Origin of the sequence: Williamsia sp. DF01-3 (assembly GCF_023051145.1) — a bacterium.
GTDB lineage: Bacteria > Actinomycetota > Actinomycetes > Mycobacteriales > Mycobacteriaceae > Williamsia.
The window spans coordinates 5,226,549-5,250,048 of sequence record NZ_JALKFS010000005.1; the positions used below are offsets into that span (position 1 = coordinate 5,226,549).

Consider the following 23,500-nt stretch of genomic DNA (forward strand, 5'->3'; position numbering starts at 1 on the left):
CTCAGGCACCTGCCTTTCCGGCTGCAGCCGAACTCGTTGTCGCGGCCTCACGTGTCACGCACGCCGCGGCCAGCACTTCGTCGTCGAAGTCCGGGGCGAGGTTGCCCTCGTCGTCGAGCATCAACTCCAGCAGCGCAAGAATGTTCTTGGCGTACAGCTCCGAGGCGTGTTCGGGCATCCCCGCAGGCAAGTTCAGCGGCGAGCAGATCATCACGTCGTGCTTGATTACGTCTTGGCCCGGTTCGGTCAGCTCGCAGTTGCCGCCGGTCTCACCCGCCAGATCCACCACCACCGAGCCCGGCTTCATGCCTTCCACCGCAGCGGCGGTCACCAGACGCGGCGCCGGGCGACCGGGCACCAGGGCGGTGGTGATCACCACGTCGAATCCCTTGATCGCGTCTTCGAGGGCCTGCTGCTGCTTGGCCCGCTCGTCGTCGGTGAGTTCGCGGGCATAACCACCCTCACCGGCAGCGTCGATACCCAGGTCCAGCCACTGACCGCCCACCGACTTGACCTGCTCGGCCACCTCCGGGCGCACGTCATACCCCGTGGTGCGTGCACCCAGACGCTTGGCCGTCGCCAACGCCTGCAACCCGGCCACACCCACGCCGAGCACCAGCACCGTCGCCGGCTTCACCGTGCCCGCGGCCGTGGTCAACATCGGAAAAAAGCGAGTGGAACGCTCGGCGGCCAAGATCACGGCCTTGTAGCCGGCCACGTTGCCCTGCGAGGACAACGCGTCCATCGACTGCGCACGCGAAATCCGGGGGATCGCCTCGACCGCAAACCCCTGCACCCCCGCAGACTTCAACGCCCCGATCTGATTCTCGGCATTGCGCGGCGCGAGGAACCCGATCAACGACGACCCCGACTTCAGCTTGCCGATCTCCTCGTCGGTGGGTGCATCAACCTTCACCACCACATCCGCCGACCACGCATCACCGATCGACGCACCAGCAGCCACATACAACTCATCGGGAATGAGCGCACCCAAACCCGCGCCGGACTCCACGATCACCGACACACCCTTGTTCACCAAAGACGCCGCAACCTTCGGAACCAACGCGACCCGACGCTCCCCCGCAGCCGTCTCGCGCACAACGCCGACACTCATACACGCTCCCTCGTCATGGGTGCGGGCAAGTCACACGGTGCGGCCCGGTTTCCGCCGCCCAGAATTTTTTGCCCACCAATGCCTGATGTGGCGCACGACACGCGCACGCCACATCACTTTGATGGAACATAGCATGATCAAATGGCCTGCCCGGTGTGGCATAGCGCACTGCGATGAGTGACACAGATCTCGACTCATGCCTCTTTGATCAGCGCGTTTGAGCCAAGCAAATGAACAACGGACGTTGTCAGAACGGCACGTTGGTGACGACCTCACCTGTCGGTTGCGGTGAGCCGCCCTCGGGTTCGATGGTCACCGCAATCCGGTCAGAACCGGTGAGATCCGTGATCGGAACGGCCTGCCGGACGGGCTCGGCGCCCATCGTCCCCACCGAAGTCGGATCGTGGCCCTCGCCGAGCAACCACATCTGGTACGTCTGTCCGGGCGGAGTCGGCGGTAGGCCCTCAGCGATCACAACAGCCTGGTTGACCTCTCGTGACGTCGCGACGATGACACTTCCGCCATCGCTGAGTGAGTCCCGCTGCAGCTGCATGTCCGCCGATCCGAGAATGGCCATGGTCTGTTGTTCGAGCGCACTCACCGGCGCCTTTTCTTCGGGGGCGGTGACGCGTCCGACCATGACACCCCCGATTACGAGGATCAGCGCCGCTGCCACTGCACCGACCGCGATGCTGAACCGTCGACGACGTTCGGCCAGGCTGATCACCTTTGCCGACTCGGCGTCGGCCTGGGGCACCGCGGTCGGAAGCGCCGCGAGCAGCGCCTCACGCAACTGGGGTGGCGGGGGGTCGCATCAACTGCGGTCATCTCTACGAGCGCTTCGCGGGTGCGCCCGATTTCCCGCAGATACCGAGATCGGACGGGTTCGGCCTCCTGGGCGAGTTCGCGTTCTAGGCGCTCAACCTCGTCGTCGTCCAGGGCGTTGATCGCATAGAGCTCGACGTGCTCGTCGAGCCAGCTGTGGTCAGCCATGTGAGGTCGCCTCCAAGCATTCCTTGAGGCGTCGCAGTCCGTCTCGGATGCGGGATTTGATGGTCGGGAGTGCGGCGTCTAGCCGCTCGGCGACCTGCCGGTAGGTCATACCGCCGTAGTACGACAGCTCGATGCTCTGCCGCTGGGTGGCGGTGAGGCTGCCGAGACACACCATCACGTCGGATCGTTCTTCGGCCGCCACGACCGAGTCGGCGACGGTGTCGGTGGGTGTCTCCACATTGGAGACCGAGTAGTCGTGGCCGCGCTTGCCTGCGGCTTCTTCACTTCGGACCCGATCGACGGCGCGGCGATGGGCGATGGTGAGCAGCCAGCTCAGAGCCGACCCCGATGCGGGATCGAAGCTGTCCGCCTTCTGCCAGACCTGCAGATACACCTCCTGCACTGTCTCCTCTGCGTAGCCACGATCGCGCAGAACTCGAAGGATCAGCCCGAAAACACGGGAACCCGTCGCGTCGTACAGCTCGGCGAAAGCCTGTCGATCATGGCCGGCCGTCCTGATCAACAGATCAGCTAGATCTACCCGAGCTCCGGGAATTCGGTCGGTCACATCCATGACACTAGCGATAGTCATCAAAACACCTACTCGATCCGGAACACCCGGTTGTGCCAACCGGTCGCTCCGTCGGGGATGGGGGCGACCCTCTCTTCGGGCTGCACTGCCCCCGTTTCGTCAGTTGCGCGGCAATAGACCGTGTGTTGGCCGGGGGTGGCCTGCCAGGTCCAGAACCACTGTCGCCAGGTGTCATTGGAGTACTCGGTGGCCAAGGTCGCGGTGTTCCACGGACCGTTGTCGACCCTCACCTCGACCTTCGCGATACCGCGGTGCTGCGCCCAGGCGGTGCCGGCGATCACCACATCTCCCACGGGCAACTTCGACAATCCTGCGGGCCTGTCGATCCGCGATGCGGTCTTGATCGGCGCCTTGACGCCCCAATCCCTCTTGGTCCAATAGGCCTCGGCCTTGTCGAAGCGGGTGATCTCCCAGTCGACGACCCATTTGGTGGCCGAGACGAAGCCGTACAGACCGGGCACGAGCTGGCGAACGGGATAACCGTGCTCCAGGGGCAGGGGTTCACCGTTCATCCCGATGACAAGCATCGCGTCGCGTCCGTCGGTCAGGGCGTCGATGGGCGTACCGGAGGTCCAGCCGTCGACGCTGGTGGAGAACAACATGTCGGCGTCGTCTTGCACGCCTGCGCGCTCGAGGATGTCCTTGATCGGGTAGCCGGTCCAGCGAGCCGTGCCCGCCAGGTTGCCTCCGACCTCGTTGGAGACACAGGTGAGCGTGATGATCCGCTCCTGCGCCTGCATGTCCATCAGGTCGTCCCAGGTCAGCGTGACCTCGTTGTCCACCATGCCGTGGATCTTCAGGCTCCACTCACCGGTGGTGAGCTTGGGGACCTGGAGCGCGGTGTCGATGCGGTAGAAATCTGCGTTGTTTGTCATGAACGGCGTTGCGCCGTCGATCCCGACATCGGTGCCTGCGGGTATCGGCGCCGCACCGCTGGCGGGACGGGGAAGCCGGACCCTACGCCGGTCGGCGATCACATCGCCCATCGTCGACACCTGCCGGCCGATGAACGCGGCTGCCACCGAGGCCGCCGCCACCACGCCAGCCGAGATGCCGAACTGTCGCCTCGACAGTCCCCGCGAACCGGAGTCGGACGAGCTCGTTGCGGCGTGGGACCCGGTGTCGAGAGGAGCGGAGACCTCTTTGGTGCCACCACCGTCGCGTTCAACGCGCCGGCCTTTGAAGAGGAAACCCCGCAAACCCCTCAGCACCAATATGCCGACCACGATGGCCACCAAAGACGGTGCCGCGTACCACATGTCGGATGTCGGCCGATGGAGCGCCGCGAGCACACCAAAGGCTCCGAACGCGACGATGAGTGCTGAACCGATTGGAACTGTGCGCCGTTCGGCTATCCCGGCGACGACCGCGAGCACGACGACCGCACCGGCGATGCCCCACAACAGAACCGGCTTGTCATTGGTTCCGAAGGTGTCGATCGCGAACTCGCGGACCGGAGCCGGGGCTCGGTCGACGAGGAACGAGCCGACTGCATAGAAAGGAGATGCGTAAGAAGAGACGGCGGCTGCCGCCAGTTCACCGGCCGCCAGGCCGGCGCCAACCGCGATCAGACCGGCAAGTCCGTCGCGTGCCATCGCTGCGATTCGCAATTGCTCAGCCTTTCAAGAGAAGTCATCGGGTCGGTATCGATGAGGGATTCGGCGCCGAGAACGTTACGGATGGTCATGACCTCTTTGAAAAAGTTTTTCGATCTCACCCATCCGATTCCGGAACAGCTTCGAACCTGCAGTGATCGACCAAGTAATCGACACACTCCGCCACAAGGTGGTGGACGAAGTCGTTTGCGCCTCCGTACAAGACAGCAATGGATAGGACAGCGAACATGGCTCTCAAACGAATTCAGCGACTTGCAGTGACCGTGGCGGGCGTCGGCCTGGCAGTAGGACTCGTGGCGGGGTGTTCGGACGACAGTTCCGACTCGTCCTCGAGCACCGCGGCATCGGCACCGATGACCTCCTCCGAAATGACCTCGGGCTCAAGCGCTTCCGCCGAGCCGGCCTCGCTGGTCGGACCGGGCTGCGCGGCATACGCCGAGGCCAACCCCACCGGCGCGGGCTCCGTGAACGGCATGGCGATGGATCCGGTGGCCACCGCCGCATCCAACAACCCGATGCTCAAGACCCTGACCCAGGCCGTCTCGGGACAGCTGAACCCGCAGGTCAACCTCGTTGACACCCTGAACGGTGGCGAGTTCACCGTCTTCGCGCCCACCGATGATGCCTTCGCCAAGATCGATCCGGCCACCATCGAGACTCTGAAGACCGACAGCGCGCTGCTGACCAAGATCCTGACCTACCACGTCGTGCCGGGCCAGCTGACCCCCGAGCAGGTCGCGGGCGAGCAGACCACAGTTGAGGGCCAGGCCGTCAACGTGACCGGCTCGGGCGACTCGCTCAAGGCCAACGATTCGGCAGTGGTCTGTGGTGGTGTGAAAACCGCCAACGCAACCGTCTACCTCATCGACACCGTGATGATGCCCCCGGCCATGTGATCCATGCCCGACGCGTCATCTCACAGCTGAGGTAGATCAAGATTCGGGCCGGGACGGTTCACCCCCCGACCGGCCGTCCCGGCCCGAGTCGCATGCCGATAACACAATTTTCCAGGGTCTCCCATATCGTGGGGGTGTGACGGTAGGCCCGGTCCCTGGTGATCAGATCGAAACCGCTCCGGCGGAGTCCGATCCGGCCGAGCGGCGAACCATAGTCGACTTCATGCGCAGACCTGTTTCAATTCAGGTTCTGCGCTTTTGTGCTGTCGGGATCGCGTGCACCACTGCGTATGCGCTGATGTACCTGAGCCTTCATCCGCTGATCGGCGCGCAAGCAGCGAACTTCGTCTCGATGCTGATCGCGGCAGTTCTCAACACCGGCGCCAACCGCGCCTTCACATTCCGGCTTCGGGGACAGCGGATGATCCTGCTCCATCACGTGCAGGGCATCGCGGTGTTTGCGTTCGGCTGGTCGCTGAGCGCCTTCTCCCTGTTCGTCCTGCACCAGATCTCAGAGCACCCCTCGAGCAAGCTTGAACTGGCCCTGCTCATGCTGGTCAATCTGATCGCGACAGCGGTGCGGTTCTTCACCTTCCGGCACGTCTTCTCACGGGCTCTGGCCCGCCAGCTCGAGGCCGGCGGCCAGAGAACCCGTTAGAGCGACGCTGCGTGCCGGCCGGCTCGACGACCGAAGAAGGACCCCTCACCCAGCTGCGTTCCGCTGGCGTAGCCCTTACCGTCCTGGGCGATGTTCGCCGCGCCTGCGCCTGCGGCATAGAGCCCTGTGATGACCGAACCGTCGTCGGTGAGCACCTGACCTTCGGCGGAGGTGGCAAGACCGCCCATCGTGAAGCCGGCGTACATCGCCTTGCCGAGCGACATGTCGAATGCCGCCCATGGTCCCTTGTCCTGGGGTGCGAGCCACTCCGCACGCTTGCCGAAGTCTGGGTCTTCACCGCGGGCGGCGTTCTCGTTGTACCGGTCCAGCGTCTTCTGCAGATGCCCTGACGGGATACCGAGCCCGTCCTCCATCTCGGCCACGGTCTCCCAGCCGTCGATGAACGGGACGAGAGGGAACTCCGGCCGTTCCATATGCGCTTCGTCCACGATGAGGTAGGCGATCGCGTCCGGCTGCTCCATCACGAATGCCGATGTGCGCGAGTGGTAGGAATCCTCGTTGACGAAACGCCGGCCGTCTTTGTTGACCGCAAGGCCGGTCAGGAGGATCGACGGCGGGTACAGCGGCGCGGTGACAAACGACTGATCCATGTGCTTGAGCCCGCCACCCACCGACGCGCCCAACCGGATCCCCAGCCCGTCGTCGTAGGTGCTGCCGAGGGTGTACGGCTTCTCTGCCAGTTCCGGCGTGAACTCGGCGACCATCGATTCGTTCATCACGAACCCGCCGGCCGCGATGATCACCGCTTTTGCGCGAATGAAACCGGTCTCCTGCAATCGCTTCCACTTCAGCCCGACAACAGCGCCGGATTCGTCGACCACCAGGTTGCGGGCGCCGGTCTCGTACCGGATCTCGTTACCCGTCTCGGCAAGCCGCTTCACCAGGAGCTCGGTCACCATGCCCGCACCACCGGTATCGCCTTTGACGGGCACCTTGTGACCACGCGGCGCCGGCTTGGCCTTGTCACAGAACGGCCAGACCTTCTCGTTGCCGGTGAACATCAGGCCCTGGGTGCCGGGCTGGATGACGGCCTTCTCCGGGTAGTACGACCGCTCGAACTCGAATCCGAGACTCTCGAGCCAGTTGAAGTGCTCGACACTGCCCTGGCAATAGGCGTGGATCTTGTCCGGTTCGGGATCGCGGGAGACGGCAAGGAGGTACTTCTCCATCTCCTCGGGCGAATCCTCGTGCCCGGTCGCCTGCTGCACCGGTGTGCCGCCGCCGAGGTAGAAGTGGCCACCGGCCATCGCCGATGTCCCGCCTGCAGCCGCCGCTCGCTCGAGGACCAGCACACGGGCACCGGCCGACGCGGCCTCCACCGCCGCGCTGCCGCCCGAGATGCCGCACCCGACCACCACGACGTCCACCTCATCGGACCATTCCGACACCTCGGAAACGGGCACTACCTCGGGCAACTCCGCCTGCATCGCGACTTCCTCACTTGTTTGACCGTCAGACGACCGCCATATCGGACAAATCGTCAAACTAGAACTCGTTCTAATTTAGGTCATTTCGGTGATGAGTGCCATGGCCTTGCACTGTTCGGTGAGCGTCATGGTCGATTGGTTCAGCTCCCAGTGCACCTCGCTCGCGCCGAGTTCACTCGCCTGCGCCAGATCGGCGGGCAGGGTCTCGGCGAACCGGTCGAGTGCACCGGACAGGGAGTCGCGGATCGGATTGAGCCGTAGCGCAACCGGGCCGCGGCCCCCGGCCTCCCGGTACAGGCCGATCGCTTCGGTGGCCGAGGTCCAGGTGGTGACCGGATACATGAAGCCGTCTGCAATGGCCGCCGCCTGCGCGATGCCCTGCGGTGTCATCGCCGCGACGTACACGGGCAGTGTCGGCTGGGCAGGCTTCGGCTCCACCCAACTCGGTCGCAGCCGGTAGTGCTCGCCTTCGAACGAAACCCGGCCGGGGCGCCAGCATCGGCGCATCAATTCCAGATGTTCGGCGAGTGCGTCCACCCGGGAGGTCATCGACACCCCCGCCGACTCGTGTTCATGCGGCGTCCAGCCCTGGCCGATCCCGACGTCGAGTCGTCCGCCGCTGAGCCGATCGAGGGTCGCCAGCCGCCGGGCCAGCACCACCGGCGGCTGAAACAGCGCATGCACCACCGTGGTCGCGAGCCGGACCCTGGTGGTGTGCGCGGCGGCCCAGGTCAGCATCTCGATGCAATCCCACACCGGCCGGGGCGTCTGGCAGGCTTGGCCGAGGGGTCCGGCGTCGGCCGGTAGCAACAGACGGTCGGCCGAGGACACACTGTGAAAGCCGAGGTCATCGGCGGTGCGGGCGATCTGCGCGACCGAATCGGGTCCGGCCAGCGGGCCAAAGGTGGGCAAGCTGATACCGCGGCGGATTGCCGCCATCGCCGCACCTCCTTCGGTCCCGGTGTTGTTTGTTCTCACCCGTATGGACCGGTGCTGCGGCGTTATTTCATCGACACCTGTCACACGTGTTCGGTGATGAGCACCGCCGTGCAGTCCGGTTCGAGGGCTTTGAACGTGTGCGGCAGATCGCCCGGGTAGCTGATGTAGTCGCCCGGGCCCAGCTCGATGGGGTCATCGATGAGTCCGACAAGCGCTCGACCACTGCCCATCACCAGGTGCTCGACCACTCCGGCCATGTGGGGGTCGGACACCCGCGGTTCGCCCGGTTGCGCCGTGATCAGGTAGATGTCGCGGCGGGCGTGTGGCGGACAGGCGGCCAGCACAGTCGCCATGTAGTCGGACTGCTCCGACGCCACTGCAGGACCTTCACCGGATCGGATCACCTGTACGCGTGGGGTCGGCGGCTGGACGAGGTGGGCGAAGGGCACATCGAGGGCGGTGCTGAGCGCCCACAGCGTCTCCACGCTCGGGTTACCGTTGCCGGCCTCGAGTTGGGACAGCGTCGATTTGGCGACTCCCGCGCGGCGAGCCACTTCGGCGAGCGAGAGCCCCGTTCGTTTCCGTTCGCGTTGCAGTGCTGCGGCAATTGCCTGCAGTGGCGCTCCAGCCATGTCCGACCTCCGGTCTCGCCGACAACTCCCCGTGCCGTTCGGCTCAGACTACCTTCGTTCGGCTTGACGAACACCACGGACATCGTTCACCATGTTGATCATGCGTTCGATATGGCGAACACCGCGGCTCGGCATCTCGCTTGATGCCGCCACCGCTCGCGACGTCGCACTCGTCTGTGTCGCCGTGGGCGTTGTCGGACTGTCCTTCGGCGCGATCGCCGTCAGCAGCGGTTTCCCCCTCTGGATGCCCCTGTTGATGTCGGTGGTCGTGTTCGCCGGAGCATCTCAGTTCACATTTGTCGCGATCCTCGCCGCCGGCGGTGGGATCTTCGCCGCGGTCGCCGCCGGGTTGCTGGCCAATGCCAGGCACATCCTGTTCGGCTTCTCGATCGGCGACGTGCTCGGAAGGTCCCTCGGATGGCGGTTGCTCGGATCGCACCTGATGATCGACGAATCGGTTGCCTTCACGCTTGCGCAGGACGCACCGAAGATGCGCCGAGCGATCTATTGAGCCTGCGGCGCAGGACTTTTCGTCGCCTGGAACGTCGGGGTCCTCGCCGGTTCGGCGGGCGGCACACTCATCACCGACACCGACGCCTTCGGATTGGACGCCGCGTTCCCGGCGGTCCTCCTCGCCCTCATCTTGCCCGCGATGCGCGAGCGAGCCACCCGCAATGCCGCGCTCGCCGGTGCCGTCATCGCCGTCGGCACCTCATTCTTCACCCCGGTGGGCGTACCGGTACTACTCGCTTTGGCTGCGCTGGTGCTCGTCGTTCCGATCCCCCGCCGTCGACGTGCGGCCATCGAATGAACACCTCGACGCCCGTCCTGCTCGTCGGCATCGCGGTATTGGCGTTGGGCACGTACGCTTTTCGCTTCGTCGGGCCGGTGCTCGCAGCTCGGGTGACGATACCTCCGAACGTCCACCGGCTCACCACCGTCGGCAGCGTTGTCCTGCTGGCCGCGCTCGTGGCGACCTCCACACTCATCGACGATCAGCACTTCGCGGAGCCGTCACGCATCGTCGGCGTCGCCGTCGGCGGCGTCCTCGCCTGGCGCCGGGCGCCTTTCGTGGTTGTCGTGGCCGCCGCAGCCGCGTGCGCAGCGCTACTGCGCCTGGCCGGGCTCCCCTGACACCGGCATTCGGGCGCCGAGCCGGACTGTCAGGCGCCCAGCCAGGTCAAGATGTCTTTGGTGACCGGGTCCGTGATGTCGGCGTAAGCGGGATGCTTTTTCAGGAAGGCCGAGACCAGCGGGCACACCGCAACAATCCGCTTGCCTTGTGCGCGAACATCATCGAGCGCCTCTGAGACGAGGATCGTGGCCAGGCCGCGTCCTCCGAACGCCTCCTGTACCTCGGTGTGGTAGAAAACCCGACTCTGTTCGCGGTCTGCGTAGGCTGCGAACCCGACGACCTCGCCGTCCACGGAGACCGTGTACCGGCGCTTGTCCGGATCGGGTGCAACGGTCACAGGCGCGCCGGTCTTGTCGGTGATGGTGGAGCTGTTTTGAGTCATGCCACGACAACCTTTCCGAGGTATCCGCTATTCCACCGACATCAGGACTCAGCGGCCAGACGTGGTTTGATCCTGGCATTCGGCAATGTCGGTGCAGGCAGGCGCTCTACGCCACCCACGTAGCCCTCGACGTGTCCGAACCGGTCGGCTTGCGCCTGCCACTGCGTCCGGTACTCCACGATCTCCTCGTGGCTGCGTCCGACGAAGTTCCACCACATCACCAGATCCTCGCCGAATGGTGTGCCGCCCAACAGGATCATCCTGCACGGGCGTTCGTCGGAACTCTGCAATGTGATGTGGTGGTGCCCGGGAGCCAGGTAGGCCAACTCCGTCTGCCCCACCTCGGCTCCTTCCACACTGACCGAGCCCTGGTCCACCAGCACACCGTGCTCGAACGTGGGATGCACGGGGATGGTGACGGACGCACCCATGTCGAGATCGATCTGAGCGCCCAGCAGCGGGCTGAACGTGGTGACCGGCGACGACTTTCCGAGCAGATCGCCGATGAAGACACACACCCGGCCGCCGTCGAGTGCGATCGGTTCGGGAACGAAGTGCTCGAAGTTCCGCGCCGTATCGCGCGATTCGTCAGGAAGGGCCACCCACAGTTGGACGCCGTGCAACGTGGTGGTGTCGGGCGTCGAGACCTCCGAGTGGGCGATCCCATGACCCGCAGTCATCAGGTTCACCTCGCCCGGGCGGACGAAAGCGTGCACACCCAAACTGTCGCGGTGCTCGATCTCGCCGGTGAAAAGCCAGCTCACCGTCTGCAACCCGGTGTGCGGGTGTGGTGGCACGTCCATTCCACCCGTGGTCCCGACATCCGCCGGGCCGTAGTGGTCGGCGAAGCACCAGGCCCCGATCAGGGACCGGGCATGCTGAGGCAATGTGCGGTGGACGGTCATGGCACGCGGACCGCCCAACGGAACGTCGCGCGACGTCAGGATCTGCACGTGATGCCGATCTCCGGGGGCCGGTGAGCAATCGATTTCCGGACCGTTGACCACGTTGCTCATACTGGGCCTCATTCTTCACCTTGTCGGCGGGCATTTTCATTTTGTGACATTTCAATCCGCAATCCTGGGCTCACGAATTGGGTGACGGTGGTAATACTTTCGATGAGCAACCAGCCGATTCACGGAAAGATCGTCAGGTGACCGCGTCGTTCCATCCGAGTCTAAATCGTGTGCCACAGCTAGACCACTAGTGGAGGTAATCCGAAAATGTCTGCTCCGACGACAGTTCAAAAGTTAGCTGCCGAAGCACTGGGAACGTTCTGGCTCGTTCTCGGAGGTTGCGGCAGCGCCGTTTTCGCAGCGAAGGTGATCGCGGACGACGACGGGACCCAGCTCGGTATCGGGTTCCTCGGCGTATCCATCGCTTTCGGCCTCACCGTTCTGACCGGCGTATACGCGCTCGGCCACATCTCGGGTGGACATTTCAACCCGGCCGTCACGGTGGGCGCCGCTCTGGCCAGACGTTTTCAATGGAAAGACGTACCGGGCTACGTCGTCGTGCAGGTGATCGGTGGCCTCATCGGCGGCGCGATCATCCTTCTCATCGCCAATGGCAAAGAAGGGTTCGAGGCCGAGGGTTCGATGGCCGCCAACGGCTACGGCGACCACTCGCCGGGCGGATACACCTTGTGGGCCGCACTCGTGGCCGAGATCGTGCTGACCGCCATCTTTGTCATCGTCATCCTGGGTGCCACCGACACCCGAGCGCCGCAAGGCATCGCGGGCATCGCAATCGGTCTGGCCCTCACCCTCATTCACCTCATCAGCATCCCGATCACCAACACCTCGGTGAACCCGGCGCGATCGACGGCGGTGGCGTTCTTCAACGGCAATGGCGCGCCCGGTCAGCTCTGGTTGTTCTGGGTCGCGCCGCTTGTAGGCGCACTGTTGGCCGGCATTCTCTATCCGCTCGTCTTCGACAAGGGTGCAAACGAACCCGAACTCGATCAGATCCCCAATCCAGCGGTGTCTGCCTGAACCTGCCCTGTCGACAGCCGGCCGTCACGCAACCCGGGTGGCGAGCATCGTCTCTTCGAGAGTCCAGGTGTTCTCGCCGTCGTCGGAGAACTCCCCTGTCCATGTGAAGGTGTTGTCGGTGATGTCGGCAAAGCGCCACCGAAGCACTGGTTCGTCATCTGTGCTGGTCAAAGTGATATTTCCGTCGCCTATCTCGCCGACGAACTTCCGAACACGTGCATTGATCGGCTCCACCCACGTTGACCTCCAGGCTGCGATCGACGGGTCGTAGAACCGGATGGTTGATCCGTGGAACGCTCGAAACCCCCGTTCCGGCGGCGCAAGACCAGCCCCGGGCACCATCCACACATCCTGGATCGCACGACCACCCAGGACCCACCCGAAGTGGAGCTCTCCGTCGAGTTCGGGAGAGTCCGTTGCCGCCGCCGGTATCCAGCGAATGTGCCACGACCCCACGAATCTGCCGAAAGCCCACAAATGCTCAGCTCCGCCCCGAGCCGGCCCAGGGGAATGCAAGTGGGCGGCCAAGGCGTTGCCGCCTCCGAAATCCGTCAGCATGCTGACATATTGTCAGATTGCTGACGCGTATGCCAGGCTGGGTAGGTGAACAAAGCGGAGGCTTACCGATTGCTCATCGCCGACGTCTACGAACTCGCCGGCGCATCGCGCCGGACGAGTGAGGACGTGGCTCGACGGACCGGACAGACCGTTGCCCGCTGGCACGTGCTCAGCGTCCTCTCGGAACCGTCGACGGTGGCCGGAGCTGCACGACGCCTTGGCCTGTCCCGCCAGAGCGTGCATCGCGTCTGCGGCGACCTCGTACGTGAAGGGCTTCTGGAGAGCCAGGACAATCCCGACCATCAGACCTCACCCCTACTCCGACTCACCAGCGCCGGCGGCGCGATCCCGGCCGAACTGGTGCGGGAATCGGACGTCGAGAGGTCCCGGTTGCTCACCCGCACACACATCACGATGGACGAACTCGAGAGCACGCGCACCATCGTCCGCACCCTGATCACCGCCCTCGACAACCAGTAGGCCGGTGTCCCACCGTCAGCGAAAGCTCCTCAGCCGCAAACTGTTTCCGACGACAAATACCGATGACAACGCCATCGCCCCGCCGGCGATCATGGGGCTAAGCAATCCCAGTGCAGCCAGTGGCAGTGCGGCCACGTTGTATCCGAACGCCCAGAACAGATTTCCTTTGATGGTGCGAAGTGTTGCGCGAGACAGGCGAATCGCATCGCCTGCGGCCCGCAGGTCACCCCGGACCAGGGTGATGTCCCCGGCCTCGATCGCGGCGTCGGTACCCGTGCCCATCGCCAGTCCCAGGTCGGCCTGAGCCAGAGCGGCGGCGTCGTTGACACCGTCGCCGACCATCGCCACGGTTTTTCCCTGTGCCTGCAAGTCCTTGATCGTATCGACCTTCGCAGACGGCAATACCCCCGCGATCACTGTGGTGATTCCCACCTGTGCGGCAACCGCTTTGGCGACACTCTCGTGATCACCGGTGAGCAACACCGGCTCGAGACCGAGGTCCACCAACTCCGCAACGGCCTGCCGCGACGTCGCCTTCACCACGTCGGAGACCACGAGCACGCCGCGGGCGCGTCCGCCCCAGGCGACCGCGACAGCAGTCTGGCCTTCCGAACCCGCCCGCTCGAATGCGGCGACCAGCTCACCGGGTATCTCGTTGCCTCGGTCGGTCAGCAGTTGTGGTCGACCCAGAAGCACCTCCACGTCGTCGACGACACCCTGGACCCCGAGGCCCGCGGAATTGACGAAGTCCCGAACTGCAGGCAGCGGCCCGGTGCGCTCGCGTGCGCCGTCGGCGATGGCACGCGCGATCGGATGTTCGGACGCGTTCTCGACCGCTCCGGCCACGCGCACAACATGATCGGTCTCTTCACCGTCGGCGACGGCAACTTCCGTCAAGGTCATCTGACCGGTTGTCACGGTGCCGGTCTTGTCGAGCACCACGGTGTCGACCTGCCGGGTGGACTCGAGCACCTCGGGTCCCTTGATCAGTATTCCCATCGTGGCCCCGCGGCCGGTCCCGACCATCAACGCGGTCGGCGTCGCCAGCCCTAGTGCGCAGGGGCACGCGATGATCAACACGGCGACCGCCGCGGTGAAGGCATCGGCAGCGTCATATCCGAGCAGCAGCCACACCGCCAGGGTGCCCAGCGCGAGCGCGATGACCACGGGAACGAAGACACCGGAGATCCGGTCGGCCAAACGCTGCACCTGGGCCTTGCCGTTCTGCGCCTGTTCCACAAGCCTCGCCATCTGCGCGAGCTGTGTGTCGTTACCGATCTTGGTCGCGCGTACGGTGATCCGCCCTCCGGCGTTCACCGTTGCGCCGACGACCGCATCGCCTTCGTTCACCTCGACCGGCACCGATTCACCGGTCAACATCGACGCATCCACTGCCGACGAGCCACTTTCCACCACACCGTCGGTTGCGATCCGCTCGCCCGGCCGCACCACGAACAGGTCACCGACGGCCAGGTCTCCGATGGGCACCAGCGATTCGGTGTCACCCCTGAGCACGGTCACGTCTTTGGCGCCGAGACCGAGGAGCGTTCGCAAGGCCGCTCCCGCACGGCGTTTGGATCGCATCTCGAAGAACCGGCCGGCCAAGATGAAGGTGGTGACTCCCGCCGCCGCCTCCAGGTAGATGTTGGCCGACCCGTCCGAGGAGCTCATCTCCATCCCGCCGTGTGCGGTCTGGGGATCACCTGCGGCTCCGAAGAACAGTGCGTACAGCGACCAGCCCAGCGCGGCAATGGTTCCCACCGACACGAGTGTGTCCATCGTCGCAGCGCCGTGACGCAGGTTGATCGCTGCCGCCCGGTGGAACTGCCAGCCTCCCCACACGACCACAGGCGCTGCGAGTGTCAACGAGAGCCACTGCCAGTTGTCGAACTGCAGAAGCGGAATCATCGCCATGGCGATCACGGGAACGGAGAGGGCGACGCTGACCAGCGTGCGATGACGCAGGCGGTTCAGTTCCTGATCATGGCCGTCGTCATCGTGGTCGTCGACGGCGGAATCGGGATGCTCCTCGATCGCTTTCGCCCGGTAGCCGGCCGCCTCGACAGCAGCGATCAAGTCGCCGGTGGCGACCGGATCGGAATACGCGACGTTTGCCTTTTCGGTCGCGTAGTTCACCGTCGCCTGCACGCCGTCGAGCTTGTTGAGCTTGCGTTCGATGCGGTTGGCACACGAGGCACACGTCATCCCAGCGATCTCGAGGTCGACATGTGCTTGTGGGAGAGCCGCTTTCGCGTCTCCGGTAGAACTCGTCGGCGTAGTCGAACTCATTGCTCAGCCCAGCCGGTATCCGGCCTCGTGCACCGCGGCCTCGATCTCGTCCCGGCCCACCGGCTGCTCACTGTGGACGGTGAGCCCGCCGCTGTCCAGGTCCACGTCCACCTTGTCCACACCGGGCACCTCGGACACTTCCTCGGTGACCGATGCGACGCAGTGCTGGCATGTCATCCCCACCACCGTGTAGGTCTGCGCGCTCATGTTCACCCTCCTTCTACGACCGGACCAGCCGGGCGATCGCCTCGGTGGCCTCTTTGACTTTTTCCTGACCCTGCTCTTCGCTCTGGCGGGCTGCGTCGACGACGCAATGCGACATGTGCTCCTCGAGCAGTCCCAGGCTCACCGCTTGTAGTGCCTTGGTCATCGCCGCCACCTGGGTGAGGATGTCGATGCAGTACTTCTCGTCTTCGACCATCCGCTGCAACCCACGGGCCTGCCCTTCGATACGGCGCAGCCGCTCGAGGTAGTCGTCCTTGCGGTTGATGTAGCCGTGGTGTTGGTGCTCGTCGGCCATGTGCCCTCTTTCGCCCGTTGTTCTCACCGGTTTACCATACCCCCTACCGTACCCAAGTCGAGGAGTGGAGCGGTCGGAACTGCCCAGGTGCGGGGATCGAGTCAATCGGCCCGTCAGGCGCGGGGACGGGAGGCTGGGCTGATAGGTCGCGGCGTGATCATCGAATCCGGCGGAGCCGAACCGGCAGTCCGTCAGCGGGCATCGGACCGGTTCCCCAGGTCATCAGAGGTACATAGTCGCGGGGCACCGTCCAAGAGAAGTCGAGGAGAAGGCGATGCAGCACCGCTTTGACGGTCATGGCCGCAAAGTGCATCCCGATGCACTTGTGGGCGCCGCACCGAAGGGCGACCACGCGTAGCGATGCATCTCCTTCAGAACTGCAGGGTCATCGAAGCGACCGGGATCGAAGACGTCTGGCCGCGACCACCACGTGTCCAATCGCATCGACAGATGTACGTTCAGTGCGATCTCGGTGCCCGCAGGTATGTGATGGCCCAGGATGCTGGTGTCGGACATGGCCTGACGGAACAGCGTCCCCGCAGGCGCATACATCCGCAGTGACTCTTTGAAGGCGCAGTCCAGCAGGTGCGCGGAGTTGAGCTCGTCCATCGATGCATCGGCAGGAAGGGCGGCGACCTCCTCTCGCAGGTTCTGCTGCAACTCAGGGTCTTTGCCGAGGTGATAGAGCAGCATGGACAGCGCGATGGTGCTGGTGTCGTGCGCCGCCATCAGCAGGAAGATCATGTGATTGGTGACGTCCTCATCGGTGAAGACGTTGCCCTCGTCGGTGCGCGACTGACACAACACGGTGAACAAGTCGTCGCCGGTGTGACCACGGCGTCTCGGTACGGCCGTCCGGAAGTACTGCTCCAGAGTCCGCCTGCCCCGTAGACCGCGAGCCCACAGCCCACCGGGAACCGGCTGACGGACAACCGCTTGCGCTCCCCGGACCGCGTCGTCGAACGCGCGCGACAGATCAGTCGCAGTCGAGCTGTCGGGGGGCTCGCCGACGAACACCTGACTCGCCATCGCGAGCAGCAACTCCTTGGTGTGGTCGAACACAGGGACTTGCTCGCCAGGGGCCCATGTGGCGAGGATCCCGGACACGAGTGGCCGCGACAACGCCAAGTAGCCGTCGAGACGGGGACGCGTGAACGCCTGCTGCATGATTCGTCGATGGAACATGTGCTCGTCGAAATCGAGCAGCATGAGGCCCCGATGGAAAAAGGGGCCGATCACGGGGTGCCATCCCCTCTCGCTCGAGAACACCTTGTTCTTGTCGAGCCAGACCTCCTGCAGCGCTTCCGGGCCCGTCACGGTGACAACTCGGAAGCCGACGGCCCCGGTCCACGACACCGGCCCGAACCGGCGGTATCGCTCACGCCCGAAGTCGAGAGGATGGGCGATGCTCTCCAATACGTGTCCCAGACCGGGAATGCCGTAGCTGCCCATGACAGGTTCGAGTCCACGGCCTTCGGGGGGTGCGGCGAGCGGTTCCGCCGGAGACGGGTACAGCGAGGCCAGGCGGGCCGAACCCCGCTGCAGAGTGTCGGTGACCCCTGCCCGCGTAGGCCTCATCGGATCTGGGTCCTGTCGAGGTATGCCCGGCGACCGCCCGGATCGAACGCACCCGGTTCCTTGCCACCCACGAGTCGCTTGGCCTGCAGCAGAAGCCGTTCCGGCACACCCTGTTCGACCACGCCCATCGGCGCCAGCCAACGAGGGACCGTGACCTCTGATCTACCGTGACCGGCGCTGGCGACAATCGCCGCCGCGACGTCGTCGGCCTCCAGTGTCGGTTGCAGGCGCAAAGTCACTCCCGAGGTCAGGTCGGTCCGGGTGGCAGCGGGCATCACCGTCGTCACGCTCACCCCGGTGCCGACGATCTCGGCGCGGATGGCACGTGAGAGTGCGACCACTCCGAACTTGGAAGCGCAGTAGGTCGCCATGCCTGGTGTCGAGACCTTGCCGGCCATCGATGAGACGTTGACGATGTGACCCCGGCCGCGGGCGATCATGTGGGGCAGCACCAGGTGGGTTCCCGTCACCACCGCGCCGAGATTGATGGCGAGTTCGCGGTGCAGCGCCTGGAGTTCGGAATCGACGAAGCGACCCATCAGTTGGATGCCGGCATTGTTCACGAGCATGTCGATGTCGTGGCCGTCCGCGGCGGCCAGCAAGAACTCTCGAAAGCTCTTTTCATCCGTGACATCGAGAGCTTCTGCCCGGACTCCCAGCTCATCGGCCGTAGCCGAAGCAGCATCGATATCGATGTCGCCGATCGTCACGATGGCACCCTTCTCGGCCAAGGCGGCTGCTGTGGCGCGACCGATCCCGCGAGCACCGCCCGTGACACAGACGCGGGCACCATCGAGGTCGATCACAGGGGGCTGCCGATCGGCTCACGCAGCGCGAAGTAGGCGATGAGGCGGATCTCACCACCAGGCATGGTCAGCAGGGCACGCCCCAGATAGACCCCGGGAACCAGCTCGACGATCTCGTCGCGCGTCCTCTTGATCGGGAAGGTGCGGACACCGGGATTTTTGTACTTCGGCACACCGTAGTCGAGGGCGCGCACCATGACTCGGGGCTCGATCAAGCCTTTGTCGATCGCGTGCTCGAAGTCGAAACCCTCCACCTCGCCCCGTCCGCGCCGCAGCCCGCGGTACCCGAATGCGACAACCGGCATCGCCAGCCGAGCGATCAGCGCCAATCTGTTGAATCCCGTTCCGGCGCCCAGGTCGAAGGTCTTTCCCCGCCATGTCGGGTTGATGCGCATCAAAGGGTTGGCCAGGTGGGCCTCGGGTATGCCGAACAGCTTGCCGACGATCAACCCCTCCATCTTGCCGTCCGGACCGTCGGGGGCCACACCTTCACCGAACAACTCCGCCAACGCTTCTCTGTCGTTTCGGGCACCGAGTTCTTTGATGTATTGCCACGCCGCTCCCCGGGCGACGGTCGGACGTGCGACTGCCAACTCCCGCAACTCCGAGGCCATGGAACACACGGCGGAAGCCGATTCCCCATCCCCCGTCGACGAGCCGACCTCTTGCTCTTGCACCGACATACGTGGCCTCCCAATTTTGGTACAATTCTGTTCCAATTTGTATCTGGAACGGGACGGTACCAGATGGACGTGGGCAATCAAGACCTTTGGCGGACGAAGATGCAAAACTGTGGGCGTGACTACCGGCAGCACGCGGAACTACGGGGGCGCTTCCGCATCTGCACGTGTCGAGAAGCGCCGGTCCGGTCTCATCGATGCGGCATTGACAGAGATGGCCGAGAATCGCTGGCGGTCTGCCACCGTCGCCAGCCTGTGTGTTCAGGCCCGACTGAACAAGCGGTACTTCTACGAGAGTTTCGACGACCTCGACCGGCTCGCCGACGCCGTCATCGACAGCGTCGCCGCCGACGTCGGCGGTGCGGCCGTTGCGGCGTATCTCGCGACACTCGACTCGCCTCTTGAGGTGCAGGCCAAGAACACTGTGGGCGCATTGGTCGACGTCCTGGGCACCGATCGGCGCAAGGCGCTTGTCCTACTCGGCGGCGTACCGACGTCCGCAGGTCAGGAGGACACCCGACGGGCTGCCATCGGGGGTTTGACGGCCATCCTCGTCGACCATGCACGACGCATCCACGACGTCGAACTGGAACAGGACTCTCTGGCCTTCACGGCCCCGGCGTTTGTCATCGGCGGTACCGCACAGACGATCTTGTCGTGGGTCAACGGCGACCTTTCCGTCGAGCGCAATCAGTTGATCGACGACATCGCCGCAATCTGGTTGTCGCTCGGCGAAAGCGCGTCGGATATGGCGCGGTCGAGGCTCGATGCCCGGCCGGGTGCGTAACCGTCCCGAGTTTCACCGTTGCGGTTCAGCAGGGCGATGACGCAACGCACGCGCCAGATCGGTCAGGGCATCCGCGACCGCGAGTAGCGCTTCGTCGACCGTGGGCGTACGCGAGTGGCCGGCCGCCCGGTCCGACTCCGGTTGATCACCGGCCGGACTCACTCCGCTCGACGCGGGGTCCCGGGGTGACTCCGCCGTCTCCTCTTGCTCCGGGTCGGGTTCGCGGTGTCGACGAGGTGGGGCCTCTGGTGCCATTTCGCGAGACGCGACATCACCGACGGTGACGAGGGTGCCGTTGCGAGAACCGTTCCGGCTGATTTGCGGCTCCGACCGGTACGGTGCCCCGAAGCCACGCATCTTCGAGGGCGGGGCGAATCGGTGGGGTCCACCATGGTCGGCGAACAGAACGCAACTGCCTCCGTGAACTCCGTCGGATGCCACACAGCTCTCGAGCTCCGCCAGACGCTGGCCGGGCTGGCCGTCGAGCCACAGCACCCAGGTCCGCCGCGCATCGGGCGGCTCGGCTCCCCCGTCACTACCGTGCGTCCCGTCGTGACCGAGCCCCAGGCGGCATCGTTGAACCCAGCCGTTCTCCGGCGCGTGCACAAACGCTTCATACGTGTCGGAGGCAGCGATTACCGTGGACCAACACAGGTCGAATTCGGTCGCCACCGCTACATCTTGGCCTCATCGCGATGCTGTGGCGAGTCCGACACACGAGTTGGGAGTTTTGATGATCGGTTTCGTTAATGCCATTGCCCTCGACGGACCGGATCCGGTCGGGCTCGCGCGGTTCTACCAGCATGTTCTCGGTGGCGAGCTGGATACAAGCGATCCCGAATGGGTCACGCTCGATTGTGGTTTGGGTAAAGCGAAACTGACATTTCAACCATCAACCAGCTATGTACCCCCGCAGTTCCCCGACCCCAACGGCAGTCAGCAGTTCCATCTCGACATCCAGGTCGACGACTTCGAGTCGGCCGAACCACAGATACTCGACCTCGGAGCGCGCAAGGTCGAGGGTCAGGAACATCCCGGTTTCCGGGTGTACCTCGACCCGGTGGGCCACCCGTTCTGCCTTGTCTTGGAGTAGCCGAAGCTTCCTTCTGACTGCTGTCAGACGAAGTCAGGCCGCGTATAGTTGCTGCCATGGTTGCAGTTCTCGACGAGAAGTTGGCCGACCTCGATCGGTGGACGCCGGGCGACCGGTGCTCGATAGTCCGCGCCCTCGAGGTGGTCGGGACCAGGACTGCATTGCTGATCATGCGTGAGGCCATGTACGGCACGACTCGTTTCGACGGATTCGCGCGGCGGGTCGGTGTCAGCGACGCAGTCGCATCCGCGCGACTCAAAGCACTTGTCGAAGCAGGTCTCCTGGAGAAGTCGCCGTATCAGGAACCTGGTCAACGCACGCGATACGAGTACCGGCTCACCGAGATGGGCACCGACCTGGTTCCCGTGCTGTTCGGACTCATGCAGTGGGGAGACAAGTATTTCCAGCCCAAGGGCAAGCCGCTGCAGCTGCAATCCAACGTGACGGGTGAGCCCGTGCACGTGGGACTGACCACGCCTGACGGCACCGAAGTCCCCCTCGACGACTTGCGGATATCGCTGGTCAAACGCTGACGGATAGACTCCTCAGCCATGGTTGCCGACGCTGCGCTGCGTGCTGATCTCGTAGTGGTCGGTGCGGGTGTCGCAGGCCTCACCGCGGCCGTTCGAGCCGCCGAATCCGGGCTCGCGGTGATCGTTCTCAACAAGGGCAGCGGCTGGCGTCCCGACGATCCGGCACCGAACACCGCCACCTACTTCGCGCAGGGTGGCATCGCCGTGGTGGAGCCCACCAACGCGGAGGACTCGGTCGCACTGCACACCCGCGACACCGTGGTCGCGGGTGCCGGTCTCACCGACCCTGTAGCCACCGAGTCCATCCTCTCGGAGGGCCACGCCGCGGTCTCGGCCTTGGTCAGCTGGGGCGCGCACTTCGACATCGGGGACGACGGGCGCTTCCTGCGGACGCGAGAAGGTGGACACAGCGTTCGTCGCATCATTCACGCCGGCGGCGACGCCACTGGTGCGCAGGTGCAACGGTCCTTGGCGGTGCGCGCGCTCGCCCAACCCAGCATCACCGTGCTCGACGAATCGTATGCCCAGCAGATTCTGCAGGACCAGCACGGCGCAGCGGTCGGGGTGCGCGTCGGACGCTCCGGCGGCTCATTCCGAGACATCTTGGCGCCCACGCTGATTCTCGCGACCGGCGGGGTCGGGCACCTCTATGCGGCCACCACCAACCCACTCGGTTCGACGGGTGACGGCATCGCCCTGGCGCACAGGGCTGGTGCGGCGGTCTCGGACATGGAGTTCATCCAATTCCATCCCACGATGCTGTACCGCCCCGGGCAACGCGGCAGGCGCACACTCATCACCGAGGCACTACGCGGCGAGGGCGCAAGACTCGTTGACAGCGAAGGTAATTCGGTCACCGAAGGCGTACACCCCCTCGGTGATCTCGCTCCGCGCGACGTGGTCGCCAACGCGGTCGGTGCCGCCATGGCGCGCACCGGCCACCGCTGCGTCTACCTCGACGCCCGCCACATCGCGAACTTCGGCCGCCGCTTCCCCACAGTCACCGCCGGTGTCGCAGCAATTGGCATCGACCCCACCACCGACCTCATCCCGGTGGTGCCCGGCGCTCACTATGTCTGTGGAGGTGTTGTCACCGATACCGAGGGCGCCACCACCGTTCCTGGATTGTTTGCCGCAGGCGAAGTCGCCCGGACAGGCCTTCATGGTGCAAATCGGTTGGCGTCCAACAGTTTGCTCGAAGGACTGGTGATGGGACTGCGGGTCGCGCAGGCAGCCGCCGGCCGAGCCGGACGCCCAGGCGCCTTGCGACCGGACGTCGCGACCGAGCTCGACGCACCTGTCGCCCCACGTCGAGACCTCCAGGACCGAATGTCCGCGAGCGCGGCCCTATCTCGCGACCATTCAGGGCTGATGGCTCTCGCCGACCACCTCGACGCGGTGCCGCGTCGGCCACTGCTGGATGGTGCCGACCACGAAGATGCTGCCCTGACCGCCACCGCACGATTGGTGGTCGCCGGCGCTTTGGCCCGAAAAGAGTCGCGGGGTTGCCACCATCGGGTGGACTACCCCGAGGCCCCTGCGCCCATCGCGGGTTGACGCACGCGGCCCGCTGATTTCCAGGTGGGTGTATAGCGCCTTGGCTCACCAGTCTGCTCATAACGGCTCTCCTGCTTCAGTTTTCGTGGATGCCGATCGTCCTCCCGCCTTTGACGTTCCCGCTTGTCCGCGGGTTCCGGGCCGGGTTCATCCAAATAGATGACTATCGAATGTGTGTTCGAACCGCGTAGACTGATACCACGCTGATCGTCCGCTAGAC

26 protein-coding genes and 2 pseudogenes are annotated in these 23,500 nt (G+C 64.8%); 10 read left to right on the top strand and 18 right to left on the bottom strand.

Features of this window, described 5'->3' with window-relative positions; translation table 11 throughout:
* Position 1 precedes the first annotated feature (1 nt).
* The 5 genes from MVA47_RS26385 to MVA47_RS26400 all read right to left on the bottom strand — a co-directional run bounded on the left by MVA47_RS26385 (position 2) and on the right by MVA47_RS26400 (position 4,294).
* On the bottom strand, positions 2 to 1,114 hold the full coding sequence (locus tag MVA47_RS26385; RefSeq protein WP_247210506.1) for a Re/Si-specific NAD(P)(+) transhydrogenase subunit alpha: 1,113 nt from the start codon (positions 1,112 to 1,114) through the stop codon (positions 2 to 4).
* A 247-nt stretch (positions 1,115 to 1,361) separates the two neighbouring features.
* Entirely contained in the window at positions 1,362 to 1,907 is a 546-nt protein-coding gene (locus MVA47_RS26390) for an anti-sigma factor (RefSeq protein WP_247210507.1), read from the bottom strand.
* Positions 1,838 to 2,107 carry a hypothetical protein gene (locus MVA47_RS27360; protein ID WP_374474336.1) on the bottom strand — a complete coding sequence of 90 codons (270 nt, stop codon included), beginning with the start codon at positions 2,105 to 2,107 and terminating at the stop codon, positions 1,838 to 1,840. Before MVA47_RS27360 ends, MVA47_RS26390 begins: the two co-directional genes overlap by 70 nt.
* Positions 2,100 to 2,699: an ECF RNA polymerase sigma factor SigK gene (gene sigK / locus MVA47_RS26395; protein WP_247210508.1), complete on the bottom strand. Its 600-nt coding sequence runs from the start codon at positions 2,697 to 2,699 to the stop codon at positions 2,100 to 2,102. The genes MVA47_RS27360 and sigK overlap by 8 nt, the downstream gene beginning before the upstream one ends.
* Positions 2,700 to 2,707: 8 nt before the next feature.
* A complete protein-coding gene (locus MVA47_RS26400; RefSeq protein WP_247210509.1) occupies positions 2,708 to 4,294 on the bottom strand; it encodes a molybdopterin-dependent oxidoreductase in 1,587 nt (528 codons plus the stop codon).
* Positions 4,295 to 4,542: 248 nt separating this feature from the next.
* On the opposite strand from MVA47_RS26400, the gene MVA47_RS26405 reads away from it, so the two are divergent.
* Both MVA47_RS26405 and MVA47_RS26410 read left to right on the top strand, forming a co-directional pair.
* Positions 4,543 to 5,211, top strand: coding sequence for a fasciclin domain-containing protein (locus MVA47_RS26405; RefSeq protein ID WP_023954357.1), 669 nt, complete (start codon positions 4,543 to 4,545; stop codon positions 5,209 to 5,211).
* Positions 5,212 to 5,347: 136 nt separating this feature from the next.
* On the top strand, positions 5,348 to 5,869 hold the full coding sequence (locus tag MVA47_RS26410) for a GtrA family protein (RefSeq protein WP_247210510.1): 522 nt from the start codon (positions 5,348 to 5,350) through the stop codon (positions 5,867 to 5,869).
* Here the strand turns inward: MVA47_RS26410 and MVA47_RS26415 are convergent.
* From MVA47_RS26415 to MVA47_RS26425, 3 genes are all read right to left on the bottom strand, one after another.
* Positions 5,866 to 7,317: an FAD-binding protein gene (locus MVA47_RS26415; RefSeq protein WP_247210511.1), complete on the bottom strand. Its 1,452-nt coding sequence runs from the start codon at positions 7,315 to 7,317 to the stop codon at positions 5,866 to 5,868. The two genes, MVA47_RS26410 and MVA47_RS26415, sit on opposite strands and share 4 nt — an antisense overlap.
* Positions 7,318 to 7,392: 75 nt before the next feature.
* Positions 7,393 to 8,256 carry an LLM class flavin-dependent oxidoreductase gene (locus MVA47_RS26420; protein WP_247210512.1) on the bottom strand — a complete coding sequence of 288 codons (864 nt, stop codon included), beginning with the start codon at positions 8,254 to 8,256 and terminating at the stop codon, positions 7,393 to 7,395.
* Between the two features lie 80 nt (positions 8,257 to 8,336).
* Positions 8,337 to 8,888 (bottom strand): helix-turn-helix domain-containing protein, encoded by a 552-nt coding sequence (locus MVA47_RS26425; protein WP_247210513.1) that lies wholly within the window; start codon positions 8,886 to 8,888, stop codon positions 8,337 to 8,339.
* A 100-nt stretch (positions 8,889 to 8,988) separates the two neighbouring features.
* Between MVA47_RS26425 and MVA47_RS26430 the strand changes: the two are divergent.
* A pseudogene (locus tag MVA47_RS26430) lies at positions 8,989 to 9,699 on the top strand (AzlC family ABC transporter permease).
* Positions 9,696 to 10,022: an AzlD domain-containing protein gene (locus MVA47_RS26435; protein WP_247210514.1), complete on the top strand. Its 327-nt coding sequence runs from the start codon at positions 9,696 to 9,698 to the stop codon at positions 10,020 to 10,022. Before MVA47_RS26430 ends, MVA47_RS26435 begins: the two are co-directional and overlap by 4 nt.
* 29 nt (positions 10,023 to 10,051) lie before the next feature.
* On the opposite strand, the gene MVA47_RS26440 is transcribed toward MVA47_RS26435, so the two are convergent.
* Entirely contained in the window at positions 10,052 to 10,405 is a 354-nt protein-coding gene (locus tag MVA47_RS26440) for a GNAT family N-acetyltransferase (protein WP_030176496.1), read from the bottom strand.
* Between the two features lie 41 nt (positions 10,406 to 10,446).
* Positions 10,447 to 11,421, bottom strand: coding sequence for a pirin family protein (locus MVA47_RS26445; RefSeq protein WP_247210515.1), 975 nt, complete (start codon positions 11,419 to 11,421; stop codon positions 10,447 to 10,449).
* Between the two features lie 207 nt (positions 11,422 to 11,628).
* On the opposite strand from MVA47_RS26445, the gene aqpZ reads away from it, so the two are divergent.
* Positions 11,629 to 12,399 carry an aquaporin Z gene (aqpZ, locus tag MVA47_RS26450; protein ID WP_247210516.1) on the top strand — a complete coding sequence of 257 codons (771 nt, stop codon included), beginning with the start codon at positions 11,629 to 11,631 and terminating at the stop codon, positions 12,397 to 12,399.
* 24 nt (positions 12,400 to 12,423) lie between these two features.
* On the opposite strand, the gene MVA47_RS26455 is transcribed toward aqpZ, so the two are convergent.
* A complete protein-coding gene (locus MVA47_RS26455) occupies positions 12,424 to 12,957 on the bottom strand; it encodes a hypothetical protein (protein ID WP_247210517.1) in 534 nt (177 codons plus the stop codon).
* Positions 12,958 to 13,002: 45 nt separating this feature from the next.
* Between MVA47_RS26455 and MVA47_RS26460 the strand changes: the two genes are divergently transcribed.
* On the top strand, positions 13,003 to 13,437 hold the full coding sequence (locus tag MVA47_RS26460) for a MarR family winged helix-turn-helix transcriptional regulator (RefSeq protein WP_247210518.1): 435 nt from the start codon (positions 13,003 to 13,005) through the stop codon (positions 13,435 to 13,437).
* A 15-nt stretch (positions 13,438 to 13,452) separates the two neighbouring features.
* Here the strand turns inward: MVA47_RS26460 and MVA47_RS26465 are convergent, their stop codons facing one another.
* The 6 genes and pseudogenes from MVA47_RS26465 to MVA47_RS26490 form a co-directional block, all read right to left on the bottom strand.
* Complete coding sequence (locus tag MVA47_RS26465; RefSeq protein ID WP_247210519.1) at positions 13,453 to 15,726, bottom strand: cation-translocating P-type ATPase; 2,274 nt, start codon at positions 15,724 to 15,726, stop codon at positions 13,453 to 13,455.
* 3 nt (positions 15,727 to 15,729) lie between these two features.
* Complete coding sequence (locus MVA47_RS26470) at positions 15,730 to 15,933, bottom strand: heavy-metal-associated domain-containing protein (RefSeq protein WP_247210520.1); 204 nt, start codon at positions 15,931 to 15,933, stop codon at positions 15,730 to 15,732.
* A 13-nt stretch (positions 15,934 to 15,946) separates the two neighbouring features.
* Positions 15,947 to 16,246, bottom strand: coding sequence for a metal-sensitive transcriptional regulator (locus tag MVA47_RS26475; RefSeq protein ID WP_247210521.1), 300 nt, complete (start codon positions 16,244 to 16,246; stop codon positions 15,947 to 15,949).
* 157 nt (positions 16,247 to 16,403) lie between these two features.
* Positions 16,404 to 17,824, bottom strand: a pseudogene (locus MVA47_RS26480) (cytochrome P450).
* A complete protein-coding gene (locus tag MVA47_RS26485; protein WP_247210522.1) occupies positions 17,821 to 18,630 on the bottom strand; it encodes an SDR family NAD(P)-dependent oxidoreductase in 810 nt (269 codons plus the stop codon). The pseudogene MVA47_RS26480 and the gene MVA47_RS26485 overlap by 4 nt, the downstream one beginning before the upstream one ends.
* Positions 18,627 to 19,313 (bottom strand): hypothetical protein, encoded by a 687-nt coding sequence (locus MVA47_RS26490; protein WP_247210523.1) that lies wholly within the window; start codon positions 19,311 to 19,313, stop codon positions 18,627 to 18,629. Before MVA47_RS26490 ends, MVA47_RS26485 begins: the two co-directional genes overlap by 4 nt.
* A 115-nt stretch (positions 19,314 to 19,428) precedes the next feature.
* Here MVA47_RS26490 and MVA47_RS26495 point away from each other — a divergent pair, with 115 nt between their 5' ends.
* The gene (locus tag MVA47_RS26495; RefSeq protein WP_247210524.1) at positions 19,429 to 20,097 is read left to right on the top strand and encodes a TetR/AcrR family transcriptional regulator; all 669 of its coding nucleotides are present in this window, start codon (positions 19,429 to 19,431) and stop codon (positions 20,095 to 20,097) included.
* Positions 20,098 to 20,109: 12 nt separating this feature from the next.
* On the opposite strand, the gene MVA47_RS26500 is transcribed toward MVA47_RS26495, so the two are convergent.
* A complete protein-coding gene (locus MVA47_RS26500) occupies positions 20,110 to 20,769 on the bottom strand; it encodes a hypothetical protein (RefSeq protein ID WP_247210525.1) in 660 nt (219 codons plus the stop codon).
* A 61-nt stretch (positions 20,770 to 20,830) separates the two neighbouring features.
* Between MVA47_RS26500 and MVA47_RS26505 the strand changes: the two genes are divergently transcribed.
* The 3 genes from MVA47_RS26505 to nadB are packed head-to-tail and all read left to right on the top strand — an operon-like array spanning position 20,831 to position 23,280.
* Positions 20,831 to 21,190 carry a VOC family protein gene (locus tag MVA47_RS26505; RefSeq protein ID WP_247210526.1) on the top strand — a complete coding sequence of 120 codons (360 nt, stop codon included), beginning with the start codon at positions 20,831 to 20,833 and terminating at the stop codon, positions 21,188 to 21,190.
* 56 nt (positions 21,191 to 21,246) lie between these two features.
* Positions 21,247 to 21,723, top strand: a complete 477-nt coding sequence (locus MVA47_RS26510) for a helix-turn-helix domain-containing protein (RefSeq protein ID WP_062796611.1) — start codon at positions 21,247 to 21,249, stop codon at positions 21,721 to 21,723.
* Between the two features lie 18 nt (positions 21,724 to 21,741).
* On the top strand, positions 21,742 to 23,280 hold the full coding sequence (gene nadB / locus MVA47_RS26515; RefSeq protein WP_247210527.1) for an L-aspartate oxidase: 1,539 nt from the start codon (positions 21,742 to 21,744) through the stop codon (positions 23,278 to 23,280).
* The last annotated feature ends 220 nt before the right edge of the window (positions 23,281 to 23,500 follow it).